Below are 20978 nucleotides of genomic sequence, written 5' to 3' on the forward strand. Positions count from 1 at the left end.
AGGACGAGATCTCGGCAGGCATCCTGTTCTCGCTGAACGGCCTGTTCCCGCGCGCTCATCCGCGCCACGACCACGGGCAGAGGCGTTCACTCAGCCGGGCTGGCTACGATGTCCCTACCGGTCAGCCATGCCTAAGGAGCCCAGTGGGACTACTTGACAGCTTCGAGAAGGGTCTCGAGCGCGCCGTCAACGGTGCGTTCGCGAAGACCTTCCGCAGCGGCGTCCAGCCGGTCGAGATCGCCTCGGCCCTGCGCCGCGAGGCCGACACCAGGGCCGCGGTCGTCAGTCGCGACCGCATCATCGCGCCCAACGAGTACGTCGTGCGCCTCGCCGCCGACGACGCGCAGCGGATGCAGGCGCTCGGGGGCGCTCTCACCGACGAGCTGCTCGCGCTGATGACCTCGCACGCCTCCGCACAGGGCTACAGCTTCGCCGGCGTGCTCACCATCCGGCTCGAGGCCGACGAGAAGCTCGGCACCGGCACCGTGCACGTCGACTCCGGGTCGGTGCAGGGCAACCTCTCCTGGCAGGGCGTGGTCGAGGTCGGCGGACGCCGCCACCCGCTCACCAAGGCCCGCACCGTCATCGGCCGCGGCAGCGACGCCGACGTCACGATCTCGGATGCCGGTTCCAGTCGACGCCACGCGGAGATCCTGTGGGACGGCGAGCGCGCACTGCTGCGCGACCTCGGCTCCACGAACGGCACCAAGATCGACGGGCAGAAGATCCGCGAGGCGGCGCTGCCGCCCGAGACGACGTTCATGATCGGACGCACCGACCTCACGTTCCGCGTCATCCCCGTCTCCGGCCGCGACGACGCCACGCGCGCGATGGGCACGCTGTCGTGAGCGCCCTTCGACAGGCTCAGGGACCCACTGAGGCACAGGCCCAAGGATCCGGCGAGGCGATCCGATGAGCGAACTGGTCCTCCTGCTGCTGCGCATCGCGTTCCTGGTGCTGCTGTGGTTCTTCGTCTTCGGCGTCATCTACTCCCTGCGCGCCGACCTGTTCGGTGTGCGCGTGCGCAAGCTTCCGGCCGGTGAGGCCGCCGCATCCGCCACTCCCGCTCCCGTCGGCGCCCGCGAAGGGACGCTCCACGGGTCCCGCCACCACCTCCACGGCCACCAAGCTCGTCATCACCTCCGGCCCGAAGGCCGGTCTCGAGGTGCCCCTCGGCACCGAGCCGCTGAGCATCGGGCGCTCCAGCGAGTCGGGCCTGGTCATCCGAGACGACTACACGTCCAGCCATCACGCGCGCCTCGTGCCGCGCGGCGGCACCTGGACCATCCAGGACCTCGAGTCCACCAACGGCACCTTCCTGAACGGCCAGCGCCTCGCCGGACCGCCCGTCCCGATCTCGATCGGCACCCCCATCAAGGTGGGCGCCACGACCTTCGAGCTGCGAGCCTGACCCCGGACATGGTCTTCGAGGGCTCGAGCGCAGCGATCTCCCACACCGGGAAGGTCCGCTCAAACAACCAGGACTCCGGATACTCCGGAGCCAACCTGTTCGTCGTGGCCGACGGCATGGGCGGCCACGCCGGCGGAGACGTCGCCTCGAGCATCGCCATCCACCGCATCGAAGGCCTCGACCACGCGTACGAGAACACCGACGACGCGCAGGCCGAGCTGCAGGCCGCGGCGACCACGGCGGCCGCCGATCTGGTGCGCGCCTCCAAGGACCGCCCCGAGCTCGCCGGTCTCGGCACCACCCTCAGCGCGATCATCATGGTCGACGACTACGCCGTCATCGGCCACATCGGCGACTCGCGCATCTACCTGTTCCGCGACGACGAGCTCACCCAGATCTCCGCCGACCACACGTTCGTGCAGCGCCTGGTCGACTCCGGCCGAATCACGCCCGAAGAAGCGCGCTACCACCCCCGCCGCTCGGTGCTCATGCGCGTGCTCAGCGACATGGACATCGACCCCGAGCTGGACATGTTCGTCATGCCCACGCATCCGGGCGACCGCTGGCTGATCTGCTCGGACGGCCTCTCCGGCGTCGTCGACGAGCTGCACATCACGAAGGCCATGCGCCTGGGCCTGGCGCCCGGCCGCACCTCCGACATCCTGCTCAAGCAGGCGCTCGACGGCGGCGCCCCCGACAACGTGACCATCGTGATGGTCGACGTCGGCGGCGCGCATCCGCTGTCCTCCGGCACACCGACCGTCGTCGGTTCCGCCGCCAACCCGCAGGGCGTCATCGTGCCCGCGGCGCGGTCGTCGCTGACCGGATGGCTGCACCCGGTGCGCCAGGCAGCCAACGAGCCGAGCCACTTCGAGCCCGCCGCCGACTACCTCGAGGAGCTCATCGAAGAGGATCGCCGTCGCGCCCGCCGCCGCCGGTTCGGCTGGATCGCCGCGCTCATCGCCGCCCTGGCCCTGCTCGCCGGCGCCGCCGTGGTCTCGTACAACTGGACCCAGACGCGCTACTTCGTGGGAGCCGACGAGGACAGCGTCGTGATCTACCGCGGCGTGCAGCAGAGCATCGGTCCGATCACGCTCTCCACCGAGATCGAGGACACCCGGATCCTGCTCGCCGACCTGCCGCCGTACCAGCGCTCGGCCGTGGAGCGCACCATCAACGCCCGGTCGCTGTCGGATGCCGAGGCGATCGTGAACCGGCTGCGCGTCAGCGCCGAGGACGTCACCGGCGAGACCCCCTCGCCGACGCCGGCCCCGACTCCCAGTGGGGAGCCGACACCATGACCTCAGTCTCCGCCGACACCACCGTCGTCAAGGCGCTGAACAAGATCCGCCAGCCGCAGAAGCAGCGCAACCGCGAGTTCTGGCTGCTGCTGTTCGCCTGCGCGATCTCGGGCTTCGCGCTCACCCTGGTGCAGCTCGGCGCGCTGGACCGCATCGACCCGATGATCCTCGTGATCGGCGGCGGCCTCGCCGTGCTGGTGTTCGCCCTGCACATCGTGCTGCGGGTCGTGGCATCCGACGCCGACCCGTTCGTGCTGCCCATCGCGACCCTGCTCACCGGACTCGGCATCGCGATGATCTACCGTCTCGACATCGCCGAGAAGCTCATCGGCTGGGACGCGTACTCCAACAAGCAGCTGGTCTGGACGGCGATCTCGATCGCCCTCGCGATCGCCCTGGTGATCGCGCTGCGCAACTACCGCGTGCTCTACCGGTACACCTACATCTTCGGCCTGGCCGGCATCGTGCTGCTGATCCTGCCGTTCATCCCCGGCCTCCGCATCCCCGACGCCAACGCCCAGGTCTGGGTCTCGCTCGGCGGCCTGTTCTCGTTCCAGCCCGGTGAGCTCGCCAAGATCTGCCTGGCGATCTTCTTCGCCGGCTACCTGGTGCGCACCCGCGAGAGTCTCGCCTCGGTGGGCAAGAGGTTCCTCGGCATCACCTGGCCGCGCATGCGCGACCTCGGTCCCGTGATCGTGGTGTGGGCGGTGTCGCTCGGCATCATCGTCATCCAGCGCGACCTCGGCACCGGAATGCTGATCTTCGGCATGTTCATCGCCATGCTCTACGTCGCCACCGGCAAGACCAGCTGGGTGCTGATCGGCCTGGCCGGGGTCGCGATCGGCGTGTTCCTCGCCGCGCAGGTGCTGTCGTACGTGCAGGGGCGCTTCGCGGCCTGGCTGCACGCGTTCGACCCCGCGCTGATCGAGAGCCGGGGCGGCAGCTACCAGCTCGTGCAGGGCATCTTCGGCCTCGCGCACGGTGGCCTGATCGGCACCGGCTGGGGCCAGGGCCGCCCCGACATCACCCCGCTCGCGCACAGCGACTTCATCATCCCCAGCCTCGGCGAGGAGCTCGGCATCGTCGGCCTGTTCGCCATCCTCAGCCTGTACATGGTGTTCGTCAGCCGCGGCATCCGGATCGGACTCGCCGGGCAGGACGACTTCGGCAAGCTGCTCGCGATCGGACTGTCGTTCACGGTCGCCCTGCAGGTGTTCATCATGGTCGGCGGTGTCACCCGCGTCATCCCGCTGACCGGTCTCACGACGCCGTTCCTCGCCGCGGGCGGCTCGTCGCTGGTCGCGAACTGGCTCATCGTCGCACTGCTGCTGCGCATCAGCGACGGCGTGCGCCGCCAGCCCCGGGTGGTGATCGGATGACCAAGGAACTGCGCCGTCTCTCGATCGTGATGCTCGCGATGTTCCTCGCGCTGTTCGTGGCGACCAGCTGGATCCAGGTGGTCGAGGCCGACACCCTCGCTCAGAACCAGGAGAACACCCGCACCCGCCTGGACAGCTACGAGATCCAGCGCGGCTCGATCATCGCCGACGGCGCGGCCATCGCCTCGTCGACGCCGACCGACGACAAGTACCGCTATCAGCGCGTCTACACGGATGCTCCGATGTGGGCCCCGGTGACCGGCTTCTTCAATCCGGCCCTCGGCTCGGCGACCGCCATCGAGAAGGAGCTGAACACCGAGCTGTCCGGCACCGGATCGAGCGCGTTCTTCGCCGAGGTCGAGCGCATCTTCTCGGGCCAGCCGCAGCAGGGCTTCAGCGTCGAGCTGAGCCTGGACGCGAAGGCGCAGAAGGCCGCCTGGGACGCGATGCAGGGCCTGCAGGGCGCGGTCGTCGCGATCGAGCCCAAGACCGGCCGCATCCTCGCCATGGTCTCGACGCCCAGCTTCGACACGAACACGCTCGCGGTCCACGACGCGGACGCCGCGAACGCGGCCTACAAGGCACTCGACGACGACCCCTCGAATCCGCTGTACAACCGCGGGATCGGCGGCGACCTGAATCCGCCGGGATCCACGTTCAAGGTCGTGGTCGCCGCGGCCGCCGTGAACGGCGGCGACTACACGATGCAGTCCACGCTCCCCAACCCGGCCCGCTACACGCTCCCCGGCACCAAGATCGTGATCTCGAACGCCTGGGGCGGCACGTGCGGCGCCGGCAAGGAGGTCACGATCGCCGAGGCGATCCGGCTCAGCTGCAACATCCCGATGGCGGAGCTCGCCGTGGAGCTCGGCGACAAGCGCATCCGCGAGACGGCGGAGAGCTTCGGCTTCAACAGCAGCTTCGAGACACCCATGAAATCGACCCCGTCGAGCTATCCGAAGGGACTCAGCGACGATCTGACCGCGCAGAGCGGGTACGGTCAGGGCCCGGTCACCGCGACCCCGCTGCAGATGGCGATGGTGTCGGCGGGTCTGGGCAACAAGGGCGTGGTGATGAACCCGCGGATGGTGGATGCTGTGATCGGCGACGACTTCGCCGTGCACCGCGAGTATGAGAACACCGAGTACGGCAAGGCCGTCGACGAGGAGACGGCGGCGGCCGTGACGGCGGCGATGGTCGCCAGCGTCAAGGACGGCGCCGCGCAGAATGCAAGAATAGACGGAGTCGATGTGGCCGGTAAGACGGGCACGGCGCAGAACGGCGATTCCAAGCCGTACACACTGTGGTTCACGGGTTTCGCTCCTGCGGAGAATCCTGAGGTAGCGGTTGCAGTCGTCGTGGAAGACGGCGGTGGTAAGGGTCAGTCCGGATCCGGCGATGCGATCGCCGCTCCGATTGCGAAGAAGGTCATAGAGGCGGTGCTGGGCAGATGAGGCCGACGCAGGGTGTGTCGTTCGGTGGTCGCTACGAGCTGCAGTCGCGGATCGCGATCGGCGGCATGGGCGAAGTGTGGGAGGCGACGGATCACGTCATCGGACGCACCGTCGCCATCAAGATCCTCAAAGACGAGTACATGGGCGATCCGGGCTTCCTCGAGCGCTTCCGCGCCGAGGCCCGCCACGCCGCGCTCGTCAACCACGAGGGCATCGCGAGCGTGTTCGACTACGGCGAGGAGAACGGCTCGGCCTACCTCGTCATGGAGCTGGTGCCCGGCGAGGCGCTCTCGACCGTGCTCGAGCGCGACGGCGAACTGAGCGCCGACAAGACGCTCGACATCGTCGCGCAGACCGCGTCGGCGCTGCAGGCCGCGCACGCCGCGGGCCTGGTGCACCGCGACATCAAGCCCGGAAACCTGCTGATCACGCCCGACGGGCGAGTCAAGATCACCGACTTCGGCATCGCGCGCATCGCCGACCAGGTGCCGCTGACCGCCACCGGTCAGGTGATGGGCACGGTGCAGTACCTGTCGCCCGAGCAGGCCTCCGGGCACCCGGCGTCCCCGGCGACGGACATCTACTCGCTCGGCATCGTCGCGTACGAGTGCCTGGCGGGCAAGCGCCCGTTCACCGGCGAGTCGCAGGTGGCGATCGCGATGGCGCAGATCAACGAGCAGCCCCCGCCGCTGCCGGCGACCGTGCCGCAGCCGGTGCAGAACCTCGTGATGGCGATGATCGCCAAGAAGCCGGCCGACCGTCCCTCCTCCGCTGCCACGGTGGCCCGCGCTGCGCAGGCGCTCCGACGCGGCGACCTCAACTCCGCGGCGATCGCGGTGCCCGCCATCGCAGCCGGCGTGGCCGCAGCCGGCCTCGACGACGCGACGCGCATCCTCGGCGTGGACGACTCCACCAGCATCCTGCCGACCACCGCCCCGCTGCCCGCGGAAGAGGCGGCGGCGGAGGCCGAGAAGGAGAAGAAGAAGCGCAGTCCGTGGACGTGGCCGCTGATCGCGCTCATCGTGCTGCTGCTGCTGGTGCTGGGCGTGACCCTGTTCTCGCTGTTCAACAACGGCAACGGGACGCCGGCACCGACCGAGAGCACTCCGACCTCGGCGGCACCCTCGCCGGAGAAGACCACCGAGACGCCCACGCCGTCGGCGCCCACGCGCGCCGACGTGCCCGGCGGCCTGGTCGGCCTCAGCTGCGACGCCGCCACCGCGAAGGTGAAGGAAGCCGGACTCGAGGCCAACTGCACCACCGGAAACACCCCGGCCGCCTCGCAGGATCAGGTCGGCACCGTGCAGAGCGTGAACCCGACGGGAACCGTTCCGCTCGACACGATCATCACCCTCACGCTGTTCAAGGACATGGTCGCCATCGGCCAGCCGTCGGCGCCGACGTTCTCCGGCACGTTCACCGAGGGCCAGCCCGCCACCGTCAACTGGGCCTTCAGCTGCCCCTCCGGCACGGGCGGCAACACCGCTTTCGACGTCACCATCACGAACGCCACGTTCGACGACGGATCGACGAAGAGGACCTTCGGCGGCGATGTCCTGTCGGCTCAGATCACGCCGATCGCCGGCTCCGCCGACAAGACCGTCTCGGCCACGCTCATCGCCTATTGCGACAACCGTCCCTCTGACGCATCTCCGGCGGGCCAGTCCGACCCGATTCAGCCGGCTGCCGTCGACGGCAGCGGAGACAGTGGCGACGGCACCGACGGTTAGGGCAGCGTTCCCGGCCGCCCGCCCGTCGCGGGCTAACCTGGATCCGACGTCACCGAGGTCAACATCACGAATTCCGATATCGCCACAGAGGGGAAGCAGCCCGTGCCAGCAGAGCCGCGAATCCTCGCCGATCGCTACCGCGTCGATGAACTCATCGGACGCGGCGGCATGGCGAAGGTCTACCGCGGGTACGACCTGACTCTGGGCCGCCAGGTGGCCATCAAGATCCTCGATCCCGAGTTGGCCAGGGACGCCGCGTTCCGCACCCGGTTCCGGCTCGAGGCGCAGGCGGCATCGCGTATGTCGCACCCGTCGATCGTGCGCGTCTTCGATGCCGGCGACCCTTCGACAGGCTCAGGGCAGGCCCAGGCAGGCCCAGGGCAGGCCCAGGCAGGCTCAGGGCAGGCCGCCGCGTCGGATGCCGCGGGCGAACCGCCCTACATCGTCATGGAGCTGGTGCACGGCACCCTGCTGAAGGACATCATCGCGGCGGGCCCCGTGCCGCCCGAGGTCGCCGTGCGCTACACGGACGGCATCCTCGAGGCGCTGGACTACTCGCACCGCGCCGGCGTCGTGCACCGCGACATCAAGCCCGGCAACGTGATGATCACCGACAGCGGCGCCGTGAAGGTGATGGACTTCGGCATCGCACGCGCGGTGTCCGACTCGTCGTCGACGGTCGCCGAGACCACCCAGATCATCGGCACCGCCGCGTACTTCTCCCCGAGCAGGCGAAGGGCGAGCCGGTCGACGCCCGCACCGACCTGTACTCCACCGGGGTGGTCCTGTACGAGCTGCTCACGGGGCGTCAGCCGTTCCGCGGCGACTCCCCGGTCGCCGTCGCCTACCAGCACGTCAGCGAGACGCCGGTGCCGCCCACCGAGGTGAACGAGCAGGTGCCGGCCGGTCTCGATCCGATCGTGCTGCGCGCGATGGCGAAGGACCCCTACCAGCGGTACCCGGATGCCGCGAGCTTCCGCAAGGCGCTCGACAGCGCCGTCGCCGGTCGCGCGCCGAGCAAGAAGGAGATCGGCGCCCTCACCAGCGAGCTGTACGGCCCGAACCCGCGTCAGGCGCAGGAGACCGCCCGTTCGCTGCGGCAGCTGAGCACCGACACCACCATGACGCGCACCCAGTCCGGTCCGCCGGTGGCGTGGATCTGGGCCGGAGTGGCCCTGCTCGCGGTGCTGCTGATCTCGGTGCTGTTCTGGGTGATCAGCATGAGCATGCGGCCGGCCGAGGTGCCCAGCACCTCGCGCACCGTGCCGAACCTGATCGATCAGAGCGCGGAGTCCGCGCAGAGCCAGCTCGAGGGTCTCGACCTGTTCGCCGAGGTCGTCAAGGAGTCCAACTCGGAGTACGAGGAGGATCATGTCTTCCGCACCGACCCCGAGGCCGGGCAGACCCTGAACAAGGGCGAGACGGTGACGATCTACGTCTCCACCGGTGCCGAGCTGGTCACCGTCCCTGTGCTGGAGGGGCTCTCTCAGGATGCCGCTCAGGAGGCGATCGAGGGGGCGGGCCTCGTGTTCGGCGAGGTGCGGCAGCAGAACGATCCGACCGCGAAGGCCGGCACCGTGCTGCAGGCGAGCCAGGAGGCCGACGCCGAGGTGGCCCCGAAGACCGTGATCGACCTGGTCGTCGCGAGCGGCGTGATGACGGTCGACAACGTCAGCGGCTGGACCGTGGACGCTGCGACCGCGCGGCTCGAGGAGGTCGGGATGGTGCCGAAGCCCGTCGGGGACGGCGGCTGCGCGGCATCCGATCCGCCCACCGTCACGACGATGTCGGTGGCCCCTGGCGACGTGCCGATCGGCACGACGATCGAGCTGAAGTACTGCAGCGGCCAGTAACGCATTCCCCGCTCGTTGAGCGAGCGAAGCGGGACGAAACGCATCACGTGACCCGAGAGCGTTTCGTCTCAGTCGCTGCGCTCCCTCGCTCAACGAGCGGAAAGCGACTCCAGCCAGTTGCCCAGCAGCCGGTGACCGTTCTCGGTGAGGATGCTCTCGGGGTGGAACTGCACCCCGACGATCGGCAGGCTCTCGTGCGCGAGCGCCATCACGGTGCCGTTCTCCGTCCGCGCGGTGACCCTGATCTCGGGCGGCAGGTCCGCCTCGTCCAGCGCGAGCGAGTGGTAGCGCCCGGCGTCGAAGGGCGAGGGGATGCCGGTGAACAGCCCGGTCCCCTCGTGCTGCACGCGCGACACCATGCCGTGCATGAGCTCGGGGGCGGCGACGACCGGCGCGCCGTAGGCGGCGCCGATCGCCTGGTGCCCGAGGCACACGCCGAGCAGCGGCATCCGTGTCTCGGCGGCGAGCCGGACGACGTCGACGGATGCTCCGGCGTCGGCCGGCTCACCGGGTCCGGGCGATATGAGCACTCCGTCGTACGAGCGCAGATGCTTCGACAGGCTCAGCGACCCGGCTTCCGTCGACGCGTCGACGGCATCCGCCTCGGTCATCGTCACCTCGGCACCGAGCTCGCGCAGGTAGCCGATGAGCGTATGCACGAAACTGTCGTGGTTGTCCACGACGAGAACGCGCGCGGTCATCCGAGGTCGACCTCACCGGGTGTGATGAGCGGGCTGACCCAGGGGAACACGTAGAAGAACAGGCCGTAGAGCACCGCGGCGATGACCACGAGCAGGATGAGCAGCCGAACCCACCAGGGTCCGGGCAGCAGGCGCCACAGGGCGGCGTACATCAGCGGGCTCCTTCGGCGGACGGGGTGGCGACGTCGACGGGTGCTAGGGATGCCGGCGGTCCCTCCGCGCGGGGCTGGAAGCCCTCGAACACGCCGTAGGCCACGATCCGCTCGGCCAGGGAGTACAGCGGCGAACAGGCCGTCAGGGTGATGTACCGCTCGCCGGTCTGCAGCGCGGGCATCTGCGGCACATCGAGCAGCACATCGGTCTGCGTGGGCTTGACGTACTCGAGCGTGCGGAAGCGGTACGTGTACCAGCCGTCACGGGTCTCGACGACGATCGCATCGTTCAGCTTCAGCTTGTCGAGCTTGTTGAACGGCTTGCCCCAGGTGGTGCGGTGGCCGGCGAGGGCGAGGTTGCCCACCTCGCCGGGCATCTTCGAGTCGGTGTACAGCCCGATCCCGATCTTGTCGAGCGTGCGGGCGCGGCTGGTGCCACCGGCCATGTTCACGTCGTAGTCGTCGCCGAACCGAGGGATGTGCATGTTCGCGAAGATCTCGGCGTCGGCCGGATGCGGCTGCACGGGCGGCGGCACGATGTCCGTGCCGTCGGGACCCTCCGTGGGCTGCGGAGGGTCGGGGACCGGCATCCGATCCCACTGCTGTGAGAGTGCCGCGCCCTTGGCGTTGTTCTGCGCGCCGATGATGATGTCGCCCACCCACATCTGCCATACCACGAACAGCAGCACCAGCACACCGGCGGTGAGCAGCAGCTCGCCGAGCACGCTCGCGAACGTCGCGCGCGAGCGACGTCGGGAAGGTGCGGCGGCCATGATCGGATTCTATTCGCCGCTCCCTCACTCCAGACTGCACGCCCGCGCCGAGACGGGGGCGCAGCACCCGCGTCTCGGCGCGGGCGTGCAGTTTCGGGGTAGCAAGGCGCGTGAAAGCGCGGGGAACGCGCGGGTAGACTGTCTCCATGGCACGTTCCCGCAACCCCGAAGAGCCCGCCGTCGAGCGCGCCGAGGGCGATGACGCCCCCAACGCCGTCTGGTTCAAGCCCGTCATGGTCGGCTTCATGCTGCTCGGCCTGGCGTGGATCCTGGTCTACTACATCTCCGGGCAGGCCTGGCCGATCCCGGGGCTCGGTGCCTGGAACCTCGCCATCGGTCTGGGCATCGCCCTGATCGGCTTCCTCATGACCACGCGCTGGCGCTGACCGGCATCCGCTCCGCTGACGAAGAAACCCCCTCCTCGGAGGGGGTTTCTTCGTAGATGCGAGATGGGGAATCACAGGCGTGTAATTCTCCCCACAGTGTGGATAGACCTGTGGATAACTTCGCGATCAGCCGAAGACGCCGGCCGTGAGCAGTGCCGGCGGAACGAACGCGACGATCGCGAGCAGCCCGACGACCACGGCCGAGAGCAGGCCGATCTGCAGGCCACGCTGCTTCGCGCGCTTGGTGCGAGTGAATATGTAGGCGACCAGCGCGCCGACGATCGCTCCGCCGAGATGCGCCTGCCAGGAGATCCCTCCGGCGAAGAATCCGTACGCGAAGTTGATCACCAGGATCACGAGGATGCCGGTGACGTTCGCGCCGAGGTGCCGTCCGACGATCAGCAGCGCCGCCATCAGGCCGAAGATCGCACCGGATGCGCCGACCGTGGCCTGAAGCGGATCGAGGCATGCGACCATGACCGAGCCGCCGAGGCCGCTGATCAGGTAGAGCGTCAGGTAGCGCCAGCGCCCCAGCATCGGCTCGAGCGAGCGTCCGATCATCCACAGCGCCAGCATGTTCAGTGCCAGATGCACGAAGCCGCCGTGCACGAGCAGCACGGTCAGCAGCCGCCAGGGCTCGAAGGGTGCGTTGAAGAGGTTCGGGTAGAGGTACGGCGCGAAGAATGCCAGCGTGTTCGAGATCTGCGTCCCGACCCCGGGGATCATCGCCACCAGACTGACGAGGCTCGTCACCGCCATGATCGCGTAGGTGACGATCGGCTTGCCGTCGGCCGCCGACGACATGCCCCACTGCCGGCGCGCGCGGCGCTGGGCGGGTGACTCGGCCTTGCGCTGCTCCTTCAGGCACTCCGGGCAGATGACGCCGACGGGACCCTGGGTCTGGCACTCCGGGCAGATCGTGCGAAGGCAGCGCTGGCAGAGCACGAAGCTCTGCCGATCCGGATGCCGGTAGCAGAAGTTCTCACGGTTGGCCGTGAACTCGGGCGTCGACATCCGGATCGGAGGGCGCGATCAGGCGGCGACGATGTCGACGGACTGCAGCACGACCGGCTCGACCGGGCGGTCGCCGGCGGCGGTCGGCACGGCGGCGATGGCGTCGACGACGGCCTTGGAGGCGTCGTCGGCGACCTCACCGAAGATGGTGTGCTTGCCCTGCAGCCACGGCGTCGGGTCGGTGGTGATGAAGAACTGCGAGCCGTTGGTGCCCTCGGCCTGGCCGGTGATGGCGTTGCGGCGCAGGCCGGCGTTCGCCATGGCGAGGATGTAGGGAGCGTTGAAGTTCAGCTCCATGTTGATCTCGTCGTTGAAGGTGTAGCCGGGGCCGCCGACGCCCTGACCGAGCGGGTCGCCGCCCTGGATCATGAAGTTCGGGATGATGCGGTGGAAGATGACGTCCTTGTACAGCGGGCCCTCGCCGGGCTTGCCGGTGGCCGGGTCGGTCCACTCGCCGGTGCCGTCGGCGAGGCCGACGAAGTTCTTGACGGTGTTCGGGGCGTGGTCGCCGAACAGGTTGATGACGATGTCACCGTGGTTGGTGTGCAGGGTTGCGACGTGCGAAGCGTGAGGCATGCCCTCCATTCTCGCAGAGGATGCTTTGAATGCGGCCGGTTCTGTGCCGCCGCGGGAATGCATCTGGCAGGATGGGGACACCGAACTCCGATCGACGGGAGAGAACGTGAACGTCAGCCGCAAGCGCAAGAAGGAACTGCGCAAGCTTCAGGAAGACGCGGGCAGGCTCTGGGAGTCGCAGCAGGTGCTCGTCGGTCAGGCGGCCGATGTGGCCCGTGAGGCCGGCCGTCAGCTCGGCAACTTCAACCGCGAGCAGGTCGCGCCCGTGGTGCAGGACACCTACAACCGCAAGGTCGCTCCGGTGGTCGACCAGGGCGTGCGCTACGGCAGGCACGTGGTCGACGACAAGGTCGTGCCGATCGTGGGCGGCGTCGTGGGCACCGCGCTGTCGGCGTGGGATGTCGCCAACGCCAAGCGTCAGGGTGCCGCGCGCCGCGCCGTCGTCGTCCCGGAGAAGAGCGGGCCCGGCCTCGGCCGCGTCATCGCCATCATCCTCGGCGTCGCCGCTGCGGTCGGCGTGCTCGCCGCCGCCTGGCAGGCGCTGCGCGCCGACGACGAGCTCTGGGTCGCCGACGACCCGCTGTCGCCGCCGAACGCGTGACCACCCCTTCGGTCCCTGAGCCGGCCGAAGGGCACTCCCGGGTGCGTGACGCCGCAGCCGCCCGCGGACTCGAGATCGAGATCCGCGAGCGCCCCGCGGCGAACAGCCTGCACGAAGCGGCCGAGATCCTCGGCATCCCGGCATCCGGCATCGTGAAGACGCTGGTCGTCAAACGCCCTTCGACAAGCTCAGGGGCCCAAGGCGAGTACATGTTCGCGCTCATCCCCGGGGCCGCTCGATCTCGTGGCCGAAGCTTCGCGCGATCGTCGGCGTGAACAGGCTGCGCCTGCCCGAGGCCGAACTGGCTCTGGCCGCCACCGGATACGAGCGCGGCACGATCACCCCGGTCGGCAGCACCACCGACTGGCCGGTGTACGCCGACGAGACCATCGTCGGGCAGCGCGTGGCGATGGGCGCCGGTGCGCACGGCTACAGCCTGTTCGTCGACGCCGACGACCTCATCGCCGCGTACGGCGCGACCGTCGCCGACATCTCGGAGCCGGAGATGCCCCGGGGCTGACCTCACGCTCGGCCGCGAGCCGCCCGTCCGCGCGCGAGCCGCCCGTCCGCGCGCGAACCACCCGTTCTGCGCGTGGGTCTCACGCAGAAGTGGGTGGCTCACGCAGCGGGGCTCACCCGCCCGGATGCTCAGCGGATGCCGGCCATCCGCAGCGCGATGTCGACCAGCTTCACCCGGTGCAGCCCCTCCGCCTGTGCCGGAGTGAACCATCCCGCCCGGTCGGTGGAGCCGTTCTCCTCGAAGCGCAGCTTGCCGCGGACGACCTCTCCCCGGTAGACGATCCGCAGGGTGTGCAGCGGCTCCTCGGCCGGCGTGATGCGCCGAGTCGCGGGAATGACGCGGGAGTGGATGCCGAGCAGTTCGCGCACGGCGATCGTGTAGCCCGTCTCCTCACGGACCTCGCGGCGCACCGCGTCCTCCGGATCCTCGCCGTCCTCGAGGCCGCCGCCGGGCATGGTCCATGCGATGCGCCGGCCCTCGGTCCAGCGGGCGAGCAGGATCTGATCGCGGTCGTCGGTGACGACCGCATAGGCGGCAACGCGCAGATCCATCTGTTCACAGTATCGGGGCTGCCGGTGCGGCGGCCGCAACACAGGTGACCCAGCCGTGGCGATCCGTGAACCACTCCAGACGGTGCTGGGCCAGCGCTTCGGCGATCCGCCACTGCCCGGCGGTCAGTCCGTGCCCTGTCGTCTTCGCGATGGCCTCGAACGCCGTCCATTCCATGAGTGGAGTGGAATCGGACGGGCACGCGAGGGCCACCTCGTCCCAGCCGTCGAGCCGCCGCGCCGCCGCGACGAGTGCGGGGTCGGCGACTCGGTGCTCGGATTCGATGTCGATGCCGATCGATCTCGCACCGATGGCGATCACCACGGTGTCGCCGCTGCTGGAGGTGCTCATCGACAGTCTTCTGCCGGCGGTGTTCGTGATCCACGGCCTTCCGTGGTCGGCGATGCCGCAGCGCGGGCACCACGATGCGATCTCGACGACTTCGGGAGCGCAGCGCAGCACGACCGACGCGGCCAGCCGGCGCAGCACGCGTCGACTGCCGAACGCACCGCGCAGCATGTCGCTCGATCGGCGCTCAGCGACGAGACGCTCACTCCGCGTCAACCATCCGCGCCGCACCGCCTCGTCCATCTGCACTCCGGTCAGCGGAGCGACCGTGATATGCCAGAGGGCGACGGCCGGGAGATTCCCCCGGTCAGCTGCGTGCACCGTGTGCAGCAGCCTTCCGAGGCCGTCATCACCGGACCGCTGCATCGGTGTCCCCTCACGCCGCTACGCTCGAATCCTGTAAGGTTAGCCGCACTCGCCGGGGGCAGGGGCATGCCGGCGGGTTGCGGAAGAGTCCGGTGCTCGAGATTTCGCGACACCGGCACCTGTTGGGGGAGGGTGGATCAGATGTCCGATGCCGTTTCGCCGCGCATCGAGTCATGACCGGTGAGCAGGCGGTCGACGCCGAACCGGAGGTACTCGGCCACCCCGACGAGCGGTCGGGGATGACGCGGAACCAGTTCCTCATCTGGCTGGGGCAGCAGGCTGCGGCCGATCGGCCGGTGTTCAATGAGATGAGCGTCTTCCTCATCCCTGCCGAACTCGACGTGGATCGTTTCCATCGCGCGTTCGCACACATGCTCGAAGACGTCGATGCACTCCGCACGATCGTGACATCCACTCGCGGTCGTCCTCACGCCGAGATCGTCGACCAGTTGCGCTACGAATCACCCCTGCTCGATCTGTCCCATACGGACGACCCGGATGAAGCGCTGAATTCCTGGGCACTCGACGAAGTCGACTCGCCGATCGACCTCGCAGTCCGATCGTTCGAGTCCACTCTCATCAAGCTCGCCCCTGACCGATTCGCGTGGGCGTTGCTGTGCCACCAGATCCTCACCGATGCGACGTCGATGAGCATCGTGTTCCAGCGTGTCAGCGACTGGTATCTGCGCCTCTCCGGGGCGGCCGTACCGCCGAGCGAGGACGGTCCGGGATTCGCAGACTTCGTGGAACGGCTGGCCGAGGACGCCACGAGCCCACGGTTCCGCAGGCGTGAGGAGTACTGGACCGAGAAGCTCGCCATCTCCCCGGATCCGATCCAGTTCTACGGTGGGCGACGCTCATCGGCGCTCATCGGTACTCGACGGCGCCGCGTCGATCACCGTCTCGGTCCCCAAGCGACCGCCGCAGTCCGAGAGTTCGCCAATGACGAGGGCATCAGTTCGCTGTCGGAGCACCTTTCCACGTACAGCGTCTTCTGTGCGGCGCTCATTCTCTATCTGCACAAACTCAGTGGCCACCGTCGCATCGCGATCGGCACCCCCTGGCACAACCGTCCGCGAGCGTTCGCCGCGACGGTCGGACTCTTCATGGAGCAGAACCCCTTCGCCATCGACGTCGACCCGCACGACACTCTCCGAACGCTGATCAAGAAGGTGCAGTCCGAGGCGATCAGCGTGATGCGGCACATGCCGTACGCCGCAGGCAACCCCGGTGGACGTGCCTACGACGTGACGCTGAACTATGTGAAGGTCCTCCTGGGGCGGTTCGCGGGCACGCCCGTCGATCATCATTGGTACCGACCGAGCTTCGGCGACGGCAGCCTTCAGATGCAGGTGCACGACGAGGCTGGTCACGAGGATCTCATGCTCTCGTTCGACCTCAGCGTCGACGTGTTCGACTCAGCGGATCACCAAGCGGTCATCGACCATTACCTGATCTGCCTCGAAGCGCTGATCAGCGATCCGGACGACGAAGTGGGATCCGTGTCGCTCGTCACCTCCGCCGAGCGCGAACAGCTCGTGCTGTGGAACGGCGAGGGGCGAGAAGCTCCTCCCGCGGCGACCCTGCTCGATCTCATCGAATCCCAGGCCGCCAGGCGACCGGATGCCGTGGCCGTCTCGTGCGGAGCCGAGCGACTCACCTACCGTGAACTTCTGGAAAGCAGTCGCCGCGTCGCCGGGAGACTGAGCGCCGCCGGTGCCGGACCGGGCGATTTGGTCGGCGTCTTCCTGAACAGGTCCACCGATCTGCTGGTCGCCCTGCTCGCGGTCCTCGGCGCCGGTGCAGCCTACGTGCCGCTCGACCCCGCCTTCCCGCAGGATCGGCTCGACCACATGCTGGCCGATTCTCAAGCTCGGGTGCTGCTGACCGAGTCGGGTCTGGCGCGCGGCGTCGGCGACGACCGGCTCACGGTCGTGCACCTCGACGACGCAGAGGACGGTATCCCCATCAACGCCGGTGGAACCCGTCCAGGGCCGGATGACCGCGCCTACGTGCTGTACACCTCGGGTTCGACGGGGCGTCCGAAGGGAGTCGAGGTTCCCCATCGTGCGCTGCTGAATCTCCTCTGCGCGATGGCCGAGGTGCCGGGTTGCAGCGAGGACGACACACTGCTCGCCGTGACGACACTGTCCTTCGACATCGCCGGTCTGGAGCTGTTCCTGCCGCTCATCGTCGGTGCTCGCGTGGAGATCGCCAGTCGGGAGGTCGCGGCGGATGCCCGCAGACTGCGGGCGCTGCTGGAGAGCGGCGCGTTCACGATCCTGCAGGCGACGCCCACGACCTGGAGAATGCTGCTGGATGCAGGCTGGTCCGGCACACCCCGCTTGAAGGCGCTCGTCGGCGGCGAAGCGCTCCCCGGAGACATCGTCCGTCCGGTACTGGAGCGCACGTCGTCGCTGTGGAACATGTACGGTCCCACGGAGACCACGATCTGGTCATCCGTCGAGAGAATCACCTCCGAAGCGGACGAGATCACCGTGGGGCGGCCGATCGCCAACACCGGATTCCACATCGTCGACGATCAGTTGAAGCTGGTGCCGATCGGCGTCGCGGGGGAACTGCTCATCACCGGTGACGGGCTCGCGCTCGGTTATCTCGGCAATCCCGGGCTGACCGACCGCAGGTTCGTGGATCTCATCGTGCCCGGCTCAGCTCCGATTCGCGCGTATCGCACCGGGGATCTCGCGCGATTCCGACCGGACGGACGGGTCGTGCACCTCGGCAGGCTCGACCACCAGATGAAGGTTCGCGGGTTCCGCATCGAGCCCGGCGAGATCGAAAGCAACTTGTCCGCTCACCCGTCTGTCCGTCAGGCAACGGTGTCGGCGCATGACACTCAGACGGCGCACGCCCGGCTGGTCGCCTACTTCGTGCCCGCAGAAGGCGGCACACCGAGTGCAGCTGAGCTGCGCGCCCACCTGCGGGCCGCGGTGCCGGACTACATGGTTCCGCAGCAGTTCGTTCCGCTCGCGGAGTTCCCGCTCACACCGAACGGCAAGATCGACCGGGAGCGGCTTCCGACTCCGGAAGCGGAGAGCGGCAGGATGACGGATCCATGGCAGCCGCGAACGGCCATCGAGGCTCGCGTGGCTGCGGCATTCGCCGCGGTGCTCGGTCTGTCCGCCGTCAGCGGCGATGACGACTTCTTCGAACTCGGTGGGCAATCCGTGCTCGCATTGCGCCTCGTCTCGATCCTCGGCGAGGAGTTCGGTGTCGAGGTGCCGCTGCAGACACTCTTCGAGGCGTCCACAGTGGAGAGTCTGAGCGACCGGATCAGTGCTCTCACGTCCCTGACCCCGGAGCTTCAGACGGTGGCACTAGGAGGGATCGATGTCGAGCAGCAGCTCGCCACGATCTGGCTGTCGGTGCTGGGAACGGCACCGCTCGCCGAGGGTCGGAGGGGTGCCGATCTGACCGACGATCAGGTGAATATGCTGCTGCTTCGTGTGCGGGAGCGCTTCGGCGTCGCCGCCGAGGGTCTCTCCGCAGTGGCCTTCCGGGAGGACCCGACGGTGCAGGGTCTCGCGAGCGCACTGCGAAACGCTCTGAATCCACCGCAAGCGCTACTCGTGCCGCTCCAGCCGAAGGGCGATCGACCACCTCTGTTCCTCATCCATGCCGGTGGCGGGTACGTCTTCTTCTATCGCGCGCTGGCGGCGCGGCTGGGGCCCGACCAGCCGGTGCATGCCATCCGCGCTGCCACGCGCCGGGACAGCAGAGTCCACAGGTTCGATCGCACGACGAGCATCGAGGAGCTCGCAACGCGGTACATCGATGAGATCAAGACCGTCCAGCCCGTGGGTCCCTACCGCCTCGGCGGAGCCTGCTTCGGCGGAGTCGTGGCGTTCGAGATGGCACAGCAACTGGTCGCCCGTGGTGAGGAGGTCGAGGCTCCGGTCCTCCTCTTCGATGCCTACCTCGGCAAGGTGCCCGACGAGGACTGGCGGGACTATGCTTCGCGCACGTTCGCCACCGTGGCGGAACGGCTCGGGGCGGACCGGGATGCTGGCCCGGCGCAGATCATGCGCCTGGTGATGGCGCGGATCGTGAGTCGCCCAGGGGACGTGCTCAAGCTGGGTCCGCTCGCCGCGCGATCGCTCGTCCGCCGCACACGCGCACTCGGGCGTCATCGCAAGTCGGTGCAATGGCTCTTCGACGCATGGCCGAGCGATCTGAACCGGTCCGATGAGCAGAAGCAGCTGGACACGATGAGAGAGTTCCTCGACCGCTCCATCCGGCTGGTGTCCGACTACGACCCTTCCGAATACCCGGGCTCGGCTGTGCTGCTCCAGGCGGCCGACGGCCTCGACCTCGAGCCGATGTGGCGCCCGTGGATCGGCGACGAGCTGAGCATCCACACGACGCCGGGCGAGCATCTCGACATGATGGAGGAGCCGTGGGTCGAGAGGACTGCGGATCTTGTCCGCAGCGCACTCGGCATCAGCGAAACGCAGGCGGCGGTCAGCGCATCGCCTTCGCGATGGGGGAATCCCATCGCGAAGGAGAGATCAGGAATCGAGAAGCGGCGCGCCGAGGCGCAGCCGTAACGTGGGGGCACACCCCACGAGAGGAAACACCATGGACACCGCCACCGAGACCACCGCCAACTTCACCGACGCCGAGCGCGCCGCGATGAAGGCTCGCACCAAGGAGGCGCGCACGGCGCGCAGCCGGTCGAAGAAGTCGCCGGAAGAGGTGTACGCCGAGGGCCTCGCGGAGGTGCAGGAGAAGATCGCCGGGCTCCCCGAGGAAGACCGGATGCTGGGCGAGGACGTACTCCGGCTCGTCACCGAGCACGCGCCGCAGCTGGTGCCGCGCACCTACTACGGCATGCCGGCCTGGGCGAACGCCGCGGGCAAGGTGGTGTGCTTCTTCAAGCCGAAGTCGAAGTTCAAAGTGCGCTACGCGACCTTCGAGTTCGACACCGCCGCCGCTCTCGACGACGGCAACGTGTGGCCGGTCTCGTTCGCGGTCACCCGGCTCGAGGATGCCGACCGGGAGTTCCTCGCAGCGCTCATCCGCCGCGCGGCGTCCTGAGCCGGACTCAGTCCGCCTGGACGCCGATACTGTCCAGGGCGTCGGCGAGGCGGGCGACCGCCCCGTCGACGTCGCCGAGTTTGTCGAGACCGAACAGTCCGATGCGGAAGGTCGAGAAGTCCTCGGGCTCGCCGCAGTGCAGCGGTACGCCGGCCGCCACCTGCACACCGGCCTCGCGCAGGCGGGCACCCGTGCGCAGTCCCGGGTCATCGGCGTGCACGACGACGACACTGGGCGCCGCCCAGTCGGATGCCGCGACAGACGGCAGCCCGCGGGCGGCGAGCAGCTCGCGCACCCTGCTGCCCAGTTCGATCTGCGCATCGCGGACGGCCGCGAAGCCGCGATCGCGCGTCTCGATCATCTGCGTCAGGTTGTGCACGATCGAATCGGTCGGCATCGTCGCGTGGTACGCGGCACGGCCGTCGACGTAGGCGTCGGCGATCGCCAGCCAGGTGCGCAGGTCGAGGGCGAAGCTGCTCGACTCCGTCGCCTCCACCGCCTCGCGGGCCGCGGCGCTGAGCATGACGTAGCCGGTGCCCGGCGTACCGCTCCAGCCCTTCTGCGGGGCGCTGATCAGCACATCGACGCCGAGGTCCTGCATGTCGACCCACATCGCTCCGGAGGCGATGCAGTCGAGCACGAGCAGCCCGCCGACCTCGTGCACGGCCGCGGCGAGCGCCCGCACGTAGTCGTCCGTGAGCATGATGCCGGCCGCGGTCTCGACGTGCGGCGCGAAGACCACCTCGGGGCGCCGGGCGCGGATGACCTCGACGACCTCGTCGACAGGTGCCGGACTCCAGGCAGCT

At 68.7% G+C, this 20978-nt stretch carries 18 protein-coding genes and 2 pseudogenes; 12 read left to right on the top strand and 8 right to left on the bottom strand.

Annotation, left to right across the window (positions count from 1 at the left end):
• Window positions 1–143 precede the first annotated feature (143 nt).
• The 7 genes and pseudogenes from L2X99_RS13905 (at window position 144) to pknB (ending at window position 9128) form a co-directional block, all read left to right on the top strand.
• Window positions 144–848 carry an FhaA domain-containing protein gene (locus tag L2X99_RS13905; RefSeq protein WP_236135268.1) on the top strand — a complete coding sequence of 235 codons (705 nt, stop codon included), beginning with the start codon at window positions 144–146 and terminating at the stop codon, window positions 846–848.
• A gap of 191 nt (window positions 849–1039) precedes the next feature.
• Complete coding sequence (locus L2X99_RS13910) at window positions 1040–1411, top strand: FHA domain-containing protein FhaB/FipA (protein WP_442923450.1); 372 nt, start codon at window positions 1040–1042, stop codon at window positions 1409–1411.
• 8 nt (window positions 1412–1419) lie between these two features.
• Window positions 1420–2712 carry a PP2C family protein-serine/threonine phosphatase gene (locus L2X99_RS13915; RefSeq protein WP_236135269.1) on the top strand — a complete coding sequence of 431 codons (1293 nt, stop codon included), beginning with the start codon at window positions 1420–1422 and terminating at the stop codon, window positions 2710–2712.
• Window positions 2709–4091, top strand: a complete 1383-nt coding sequence (locus L2X99_RS13920) for an FtsW/RodA/SpoVE family cell cycle protein (protein ID WP_236135270.1) — start codon at window positions 2709–2711, stop codon at window positions 4089–4091. The genes L2X99_RS13915 and L2X99_RS13920 overlap by 4 nt, the downstream gene beginning before the upstream one ends.
• A complete protein-coding gene (locus tag L2X99_RS13925) occupies window positions 4088–5545 on the top strand; it encodes a penicillin-binding transpeptidase domain-containing protein (protein WP_236126211.1) in 1458 nt (485 codons plus the stop codon). Before L2X99_RS13920 ends, L2X99_RS13925 begins: the two co-directional genes overlap by 4 nt.
• Window positions 5542–7275: a serine/threonine-protein kinase gene (locus tag L2X99_RS13930; protein ID WP_236126210.1), complete on the top strand. Its 1734-nt coding sequence runs from the start codon at window positions 5542–5544 to the stop codon at window positions 7273–7275. Before L2X99_RS13925 ends, L2X99_RS13930 begins: the two co-directional genes overlap by 4 nt.
• Window positions 7276–7443: 168 nt before the next feature.
• Window positions 7444–9128: pseudogene (gene pknB, locus L2X99_RS13935) on the top strand (Stk1 family PASTA domain-containing Ser/Thr kinase).
• Window positions 9129–9217: 89 nt separating this feature from the next.
• Here the strand turns inward: pknB and L2X99_RS13940 are convergent.
• Genes L2X99_RS13940 through L2X99_RS13950 form a run of 3 tightly spaced genes read right to left on the bottom strand, consistent with a single transcriptional unit; the run spans window position 9218 to window position 10754 of the window.
• Window positions 9218–9829: an anthranilate synthase component II gene (locus L2X99_RS13940; protein WP_236135271.1), complete on the bottom strand. Its 612-nt coding sequence runs from the start codon at window positions 9827–9829 to the stop codon at window positions 9218–9220.
• The gene (locus tag L2X99_RS13945; protein WP_236126209.1) at window positions 9826–9981 is read right to left on the bottom strand and encodes a hypothetical protein; all 156 of its coding nucleotides are present in this window, start codon (window positions 9979–9981) and stop codon (window positions 9826–9828) included. Before L2X99_RS13945 ends, L2X99_RS13940 begins: the two co-directional genes overlap by 4 nt.
• On the bottom strand, window positions 9981–10754 hold the full coding sequence (locus L2X99_RS13950; RefSeq protein WP_236126208.1) for a class E sortase: 774 nt from the start codon (window positions 10752–10754) through the stop codon (window positions 9981–9983). The genes L2X99_RS13945 and L2X99_RS13950 overlap by 1 nt, the downstream gene beginning before the upstream one ends.
• A gap of 146 nt (window positions 10755–10900) precedes the next feature.
• On the opposite strand from L2X99_RS13950, the gene L2X99_RS13955 reads away from it, so the two are divergent.
• Window positions 10901–11140: a cell division protein CrgA gene (locus L2X99_RS13955; RefSeq protein ID WP_236126207.1), complete on the top strand. Its 240-nt coding sequence runs from the start codon at window positions 10901–10903 to the stop codon at window positions 11138–11140.
• 126 nt (window positions 11141–11266) lie between these two features.
• Here the strand turns inward: L2X99_RS13955 and L2X99_RS13960 are convergent, their stop codons facing one another.
• On the bottom strand, window positions 11267–12154 hold the full coding sequence (locus L2X99_RS13960; RefSeq protein ID WP_236126206.1) for a rhomboid family intramembrane serine protease: 888 nt from the start codon (window positions 12152–12154) through the stop codon (window positions 11267–11269).
• An 18-nt stretch (window positions 12155–12172) separates the two neighbouring features.
• The gene (locus tag L2X99_RS13965; RefSeq protein ID WP_236126205.1) at window positions 12173–12730 is read right to left on the bottom strand and encodes a peptidylprolyl isomerase; all 558 of its coding nucleotides are present in this window, start codon (window positions 12728–12730) and stop codon (window positions 12173–12175) included.
• Between the two features lie 106 nt (window positions 12731–12836).
• Here L2X99_RS13965 and L2X99_RS13970 point away from each other — a divergent pair, with 106 nt between their 5' ends.
• On the top strand, window positions 12837–13331 hold the full coding sequence (locus L2X99_RS13970; RefSeq protein WP_236126204.1) for a DNA helicase: 495 nt from the start codon (window positions 12837–12839) through the stop codon (window positions 13329–13331).
• A 41-nt stretch (window positions 13332–13372) separates the two neighbouring features.
• A pseudogene (locus L2X99_RS13975) lies at window positions 13373–13851 on the top strand (aminoacyl-tRNA deacylase).
• Window positions 13852–13979: 128 nt separating this feature from the next.
• Here L2X99_RS13975 and L2X99_RS13980 read toward each other — a convergent pair.
• Window positions 13980–14402, bottom strand: a complete 423-nt coding sequence (locus L2X99_RS13980) for an NUDIX hydrolase (RefSeq protein ID WP_236135272.1) — start codon at window positions 14400–14402, stop codon at window positions 13980–13982.
• 4 nt (window positions 14403–14406) lie between these two features.
• Window positions 14407–15114 (bottom strand): 4'-phosphopantetheinyl transferase family protein, encoded by a 708-nt coding sequence (locus L2X99_RS13985; protein WP_236135273.1) that lies wholly within the window; start codon window positions 15112–15114, stop codon window positions 14407–14409.
• Window positions 15115–15116: 2 nt separating this feature from the next.
• On the opposite strand from L2X99_RS13985, the gene L2X99_RS13990 reads away from it, so the two are divergent.
• Both L2X99_RS13990 and L2X99_RS13995 read left to right on the top strand, forming a co-directional pair.
• Complete coding sequence (locus L2X99_RS13990) at window positions 15117–19682, top strand: non-ribosomal peptide synthetase (protein WP_236135274.1); 4566 nt, start codon at window positions 15117–15119, stop codon at window positions 19680–19682.
• A gap of 31 nt (window positions 19683–19713) precedes the next feature.
• Window positions 19714–20172: a DUF1801 domain-containing protein gene (locus L2X99_RS13995; protein WP_236126201.1), complete on the top strand. Its 459-nt coding sequence runs from the start codon at window positions 19714–19716 to the stop codon at window positions 20170–20172.
• A gap of 7 nt (window positions 20173–20179) precedes the next feature.
• Here the strand turns inward: L2X99_RS13995 and L2X99_RS14000 are convergent, their stop codons facing one another.
• Entirely contained in the window at window positions 20180–20914 is a 735-nt protein-coding gene (locus L2X99_RS14000; protein WP_236135275.1) for an aminotransferase class V-fold PLP-dependent enzyme, read from the bottom strand.
• Between the last annotated feature and the right edge of the window lie 64 nt (window positions 20915–20978).

Source organism: Microbacterium sp. KUDC0406, from assembly GCF_021582875.1.
Taxonomy (GTDB): Bacteria; Actinomycetota; Actinomycetes; order Actinomycetales; family Microbacteriaceae; genus Microbacterium.

Bases quoted from the DNA above. Each gene is read 5' to 3' on its own strand.
- L2X99_RS13915 (WP_236135269.1), top strand. From the start codon at position 1,420: ATGGTCTTCGAGGGCTCGAGCGCAGCGATCTCCCACACCGGGAAGGTC.
- L2X99_RS13920 (WP_236135270.1), top strand. From the start codon at position 2,709: ATGACCTCAGTCTCCGCCGACACCACCGTCGTCAAGGCGCTGAACAAG.
- L2X99_RS13925 (WP_236126211.1), top strand. From the start codon at position 4,088: ATGACCAAGGAACTGCGCCGTCTCTCGATCGTGATGCTCGCGATGTTC.
- L2X99_RS13930 (WP_236126210.1), top strand. From the start codon at position 5,542: ATGAGGCCGACGCAGGGTGTGTCGTTCGGTGGTCGCTACGAGCTGCAG.
- L2X99_RS13940 (WP_236135271.1), bottom strand. From the start codon at position 9,829: ATGACCGCGCGCGTTCTCGTCGTGGACAACCACGACAGTTTCGTGCAT.
- L2X99_RS13945 (WP_236126209.1), bottom strand. From the start codon at position 9,981: ATGTACGCCGCCCTGTGGCGCCTGCTGCCCGGACCCTGGTGGGTTCGG.
- L2X99_RS13950 (WP_236126208.1), bottom strand. From the start codon at position 10,754: ATGGCCGCCGCACCTTCCCGACGTCGCTCGCGCGCGACGTTCGCGAGC.
- L2X99_RS13955 (WP_236126207.1), top strand. From the start codon at position 10,901: ATGGCACGTTCCCGCAACCCCGAAGAGCCCGCCGTCGAGCGCGCCGAG.
- L2X99_RS13960 (WP_236126206.1), bottom strand. From the start codon at position 12,154: ATGTCGACGCCCGAGTTCACGGCCAACCGTGAGAACTTCTGCTACCGG.
- L2X99_RS13965 (WP_236126205.1), bottom strand. From the start codon at position 12,730: ATGCCTCACGCTTCGCACGTCGCAACCCTGCACACCAACCACGGTGAC.
- L2X99_RS13980 (WP_236135272.1), bottom strand. From the start codon at position 14,402: ATGGATCTGCGCGTTGCCGCCTATGCGGTCGTCACCGACGACCGCGAT.
- L2X99_RS13985 (WP_236135273.1), bottom strand. From the start codon at position 15,114: ATGCAGCGGTCCGGTGATGACGGCCTCGGAAGGCTGCTGCACACGGTG.
- L2X99_RS13995 (WP_236126201.1), top strand. From the start codon at position 19,714: ATGGACACCGCCACCGAGACCACCGCCAACTTCACCGACGCCGAGCGC.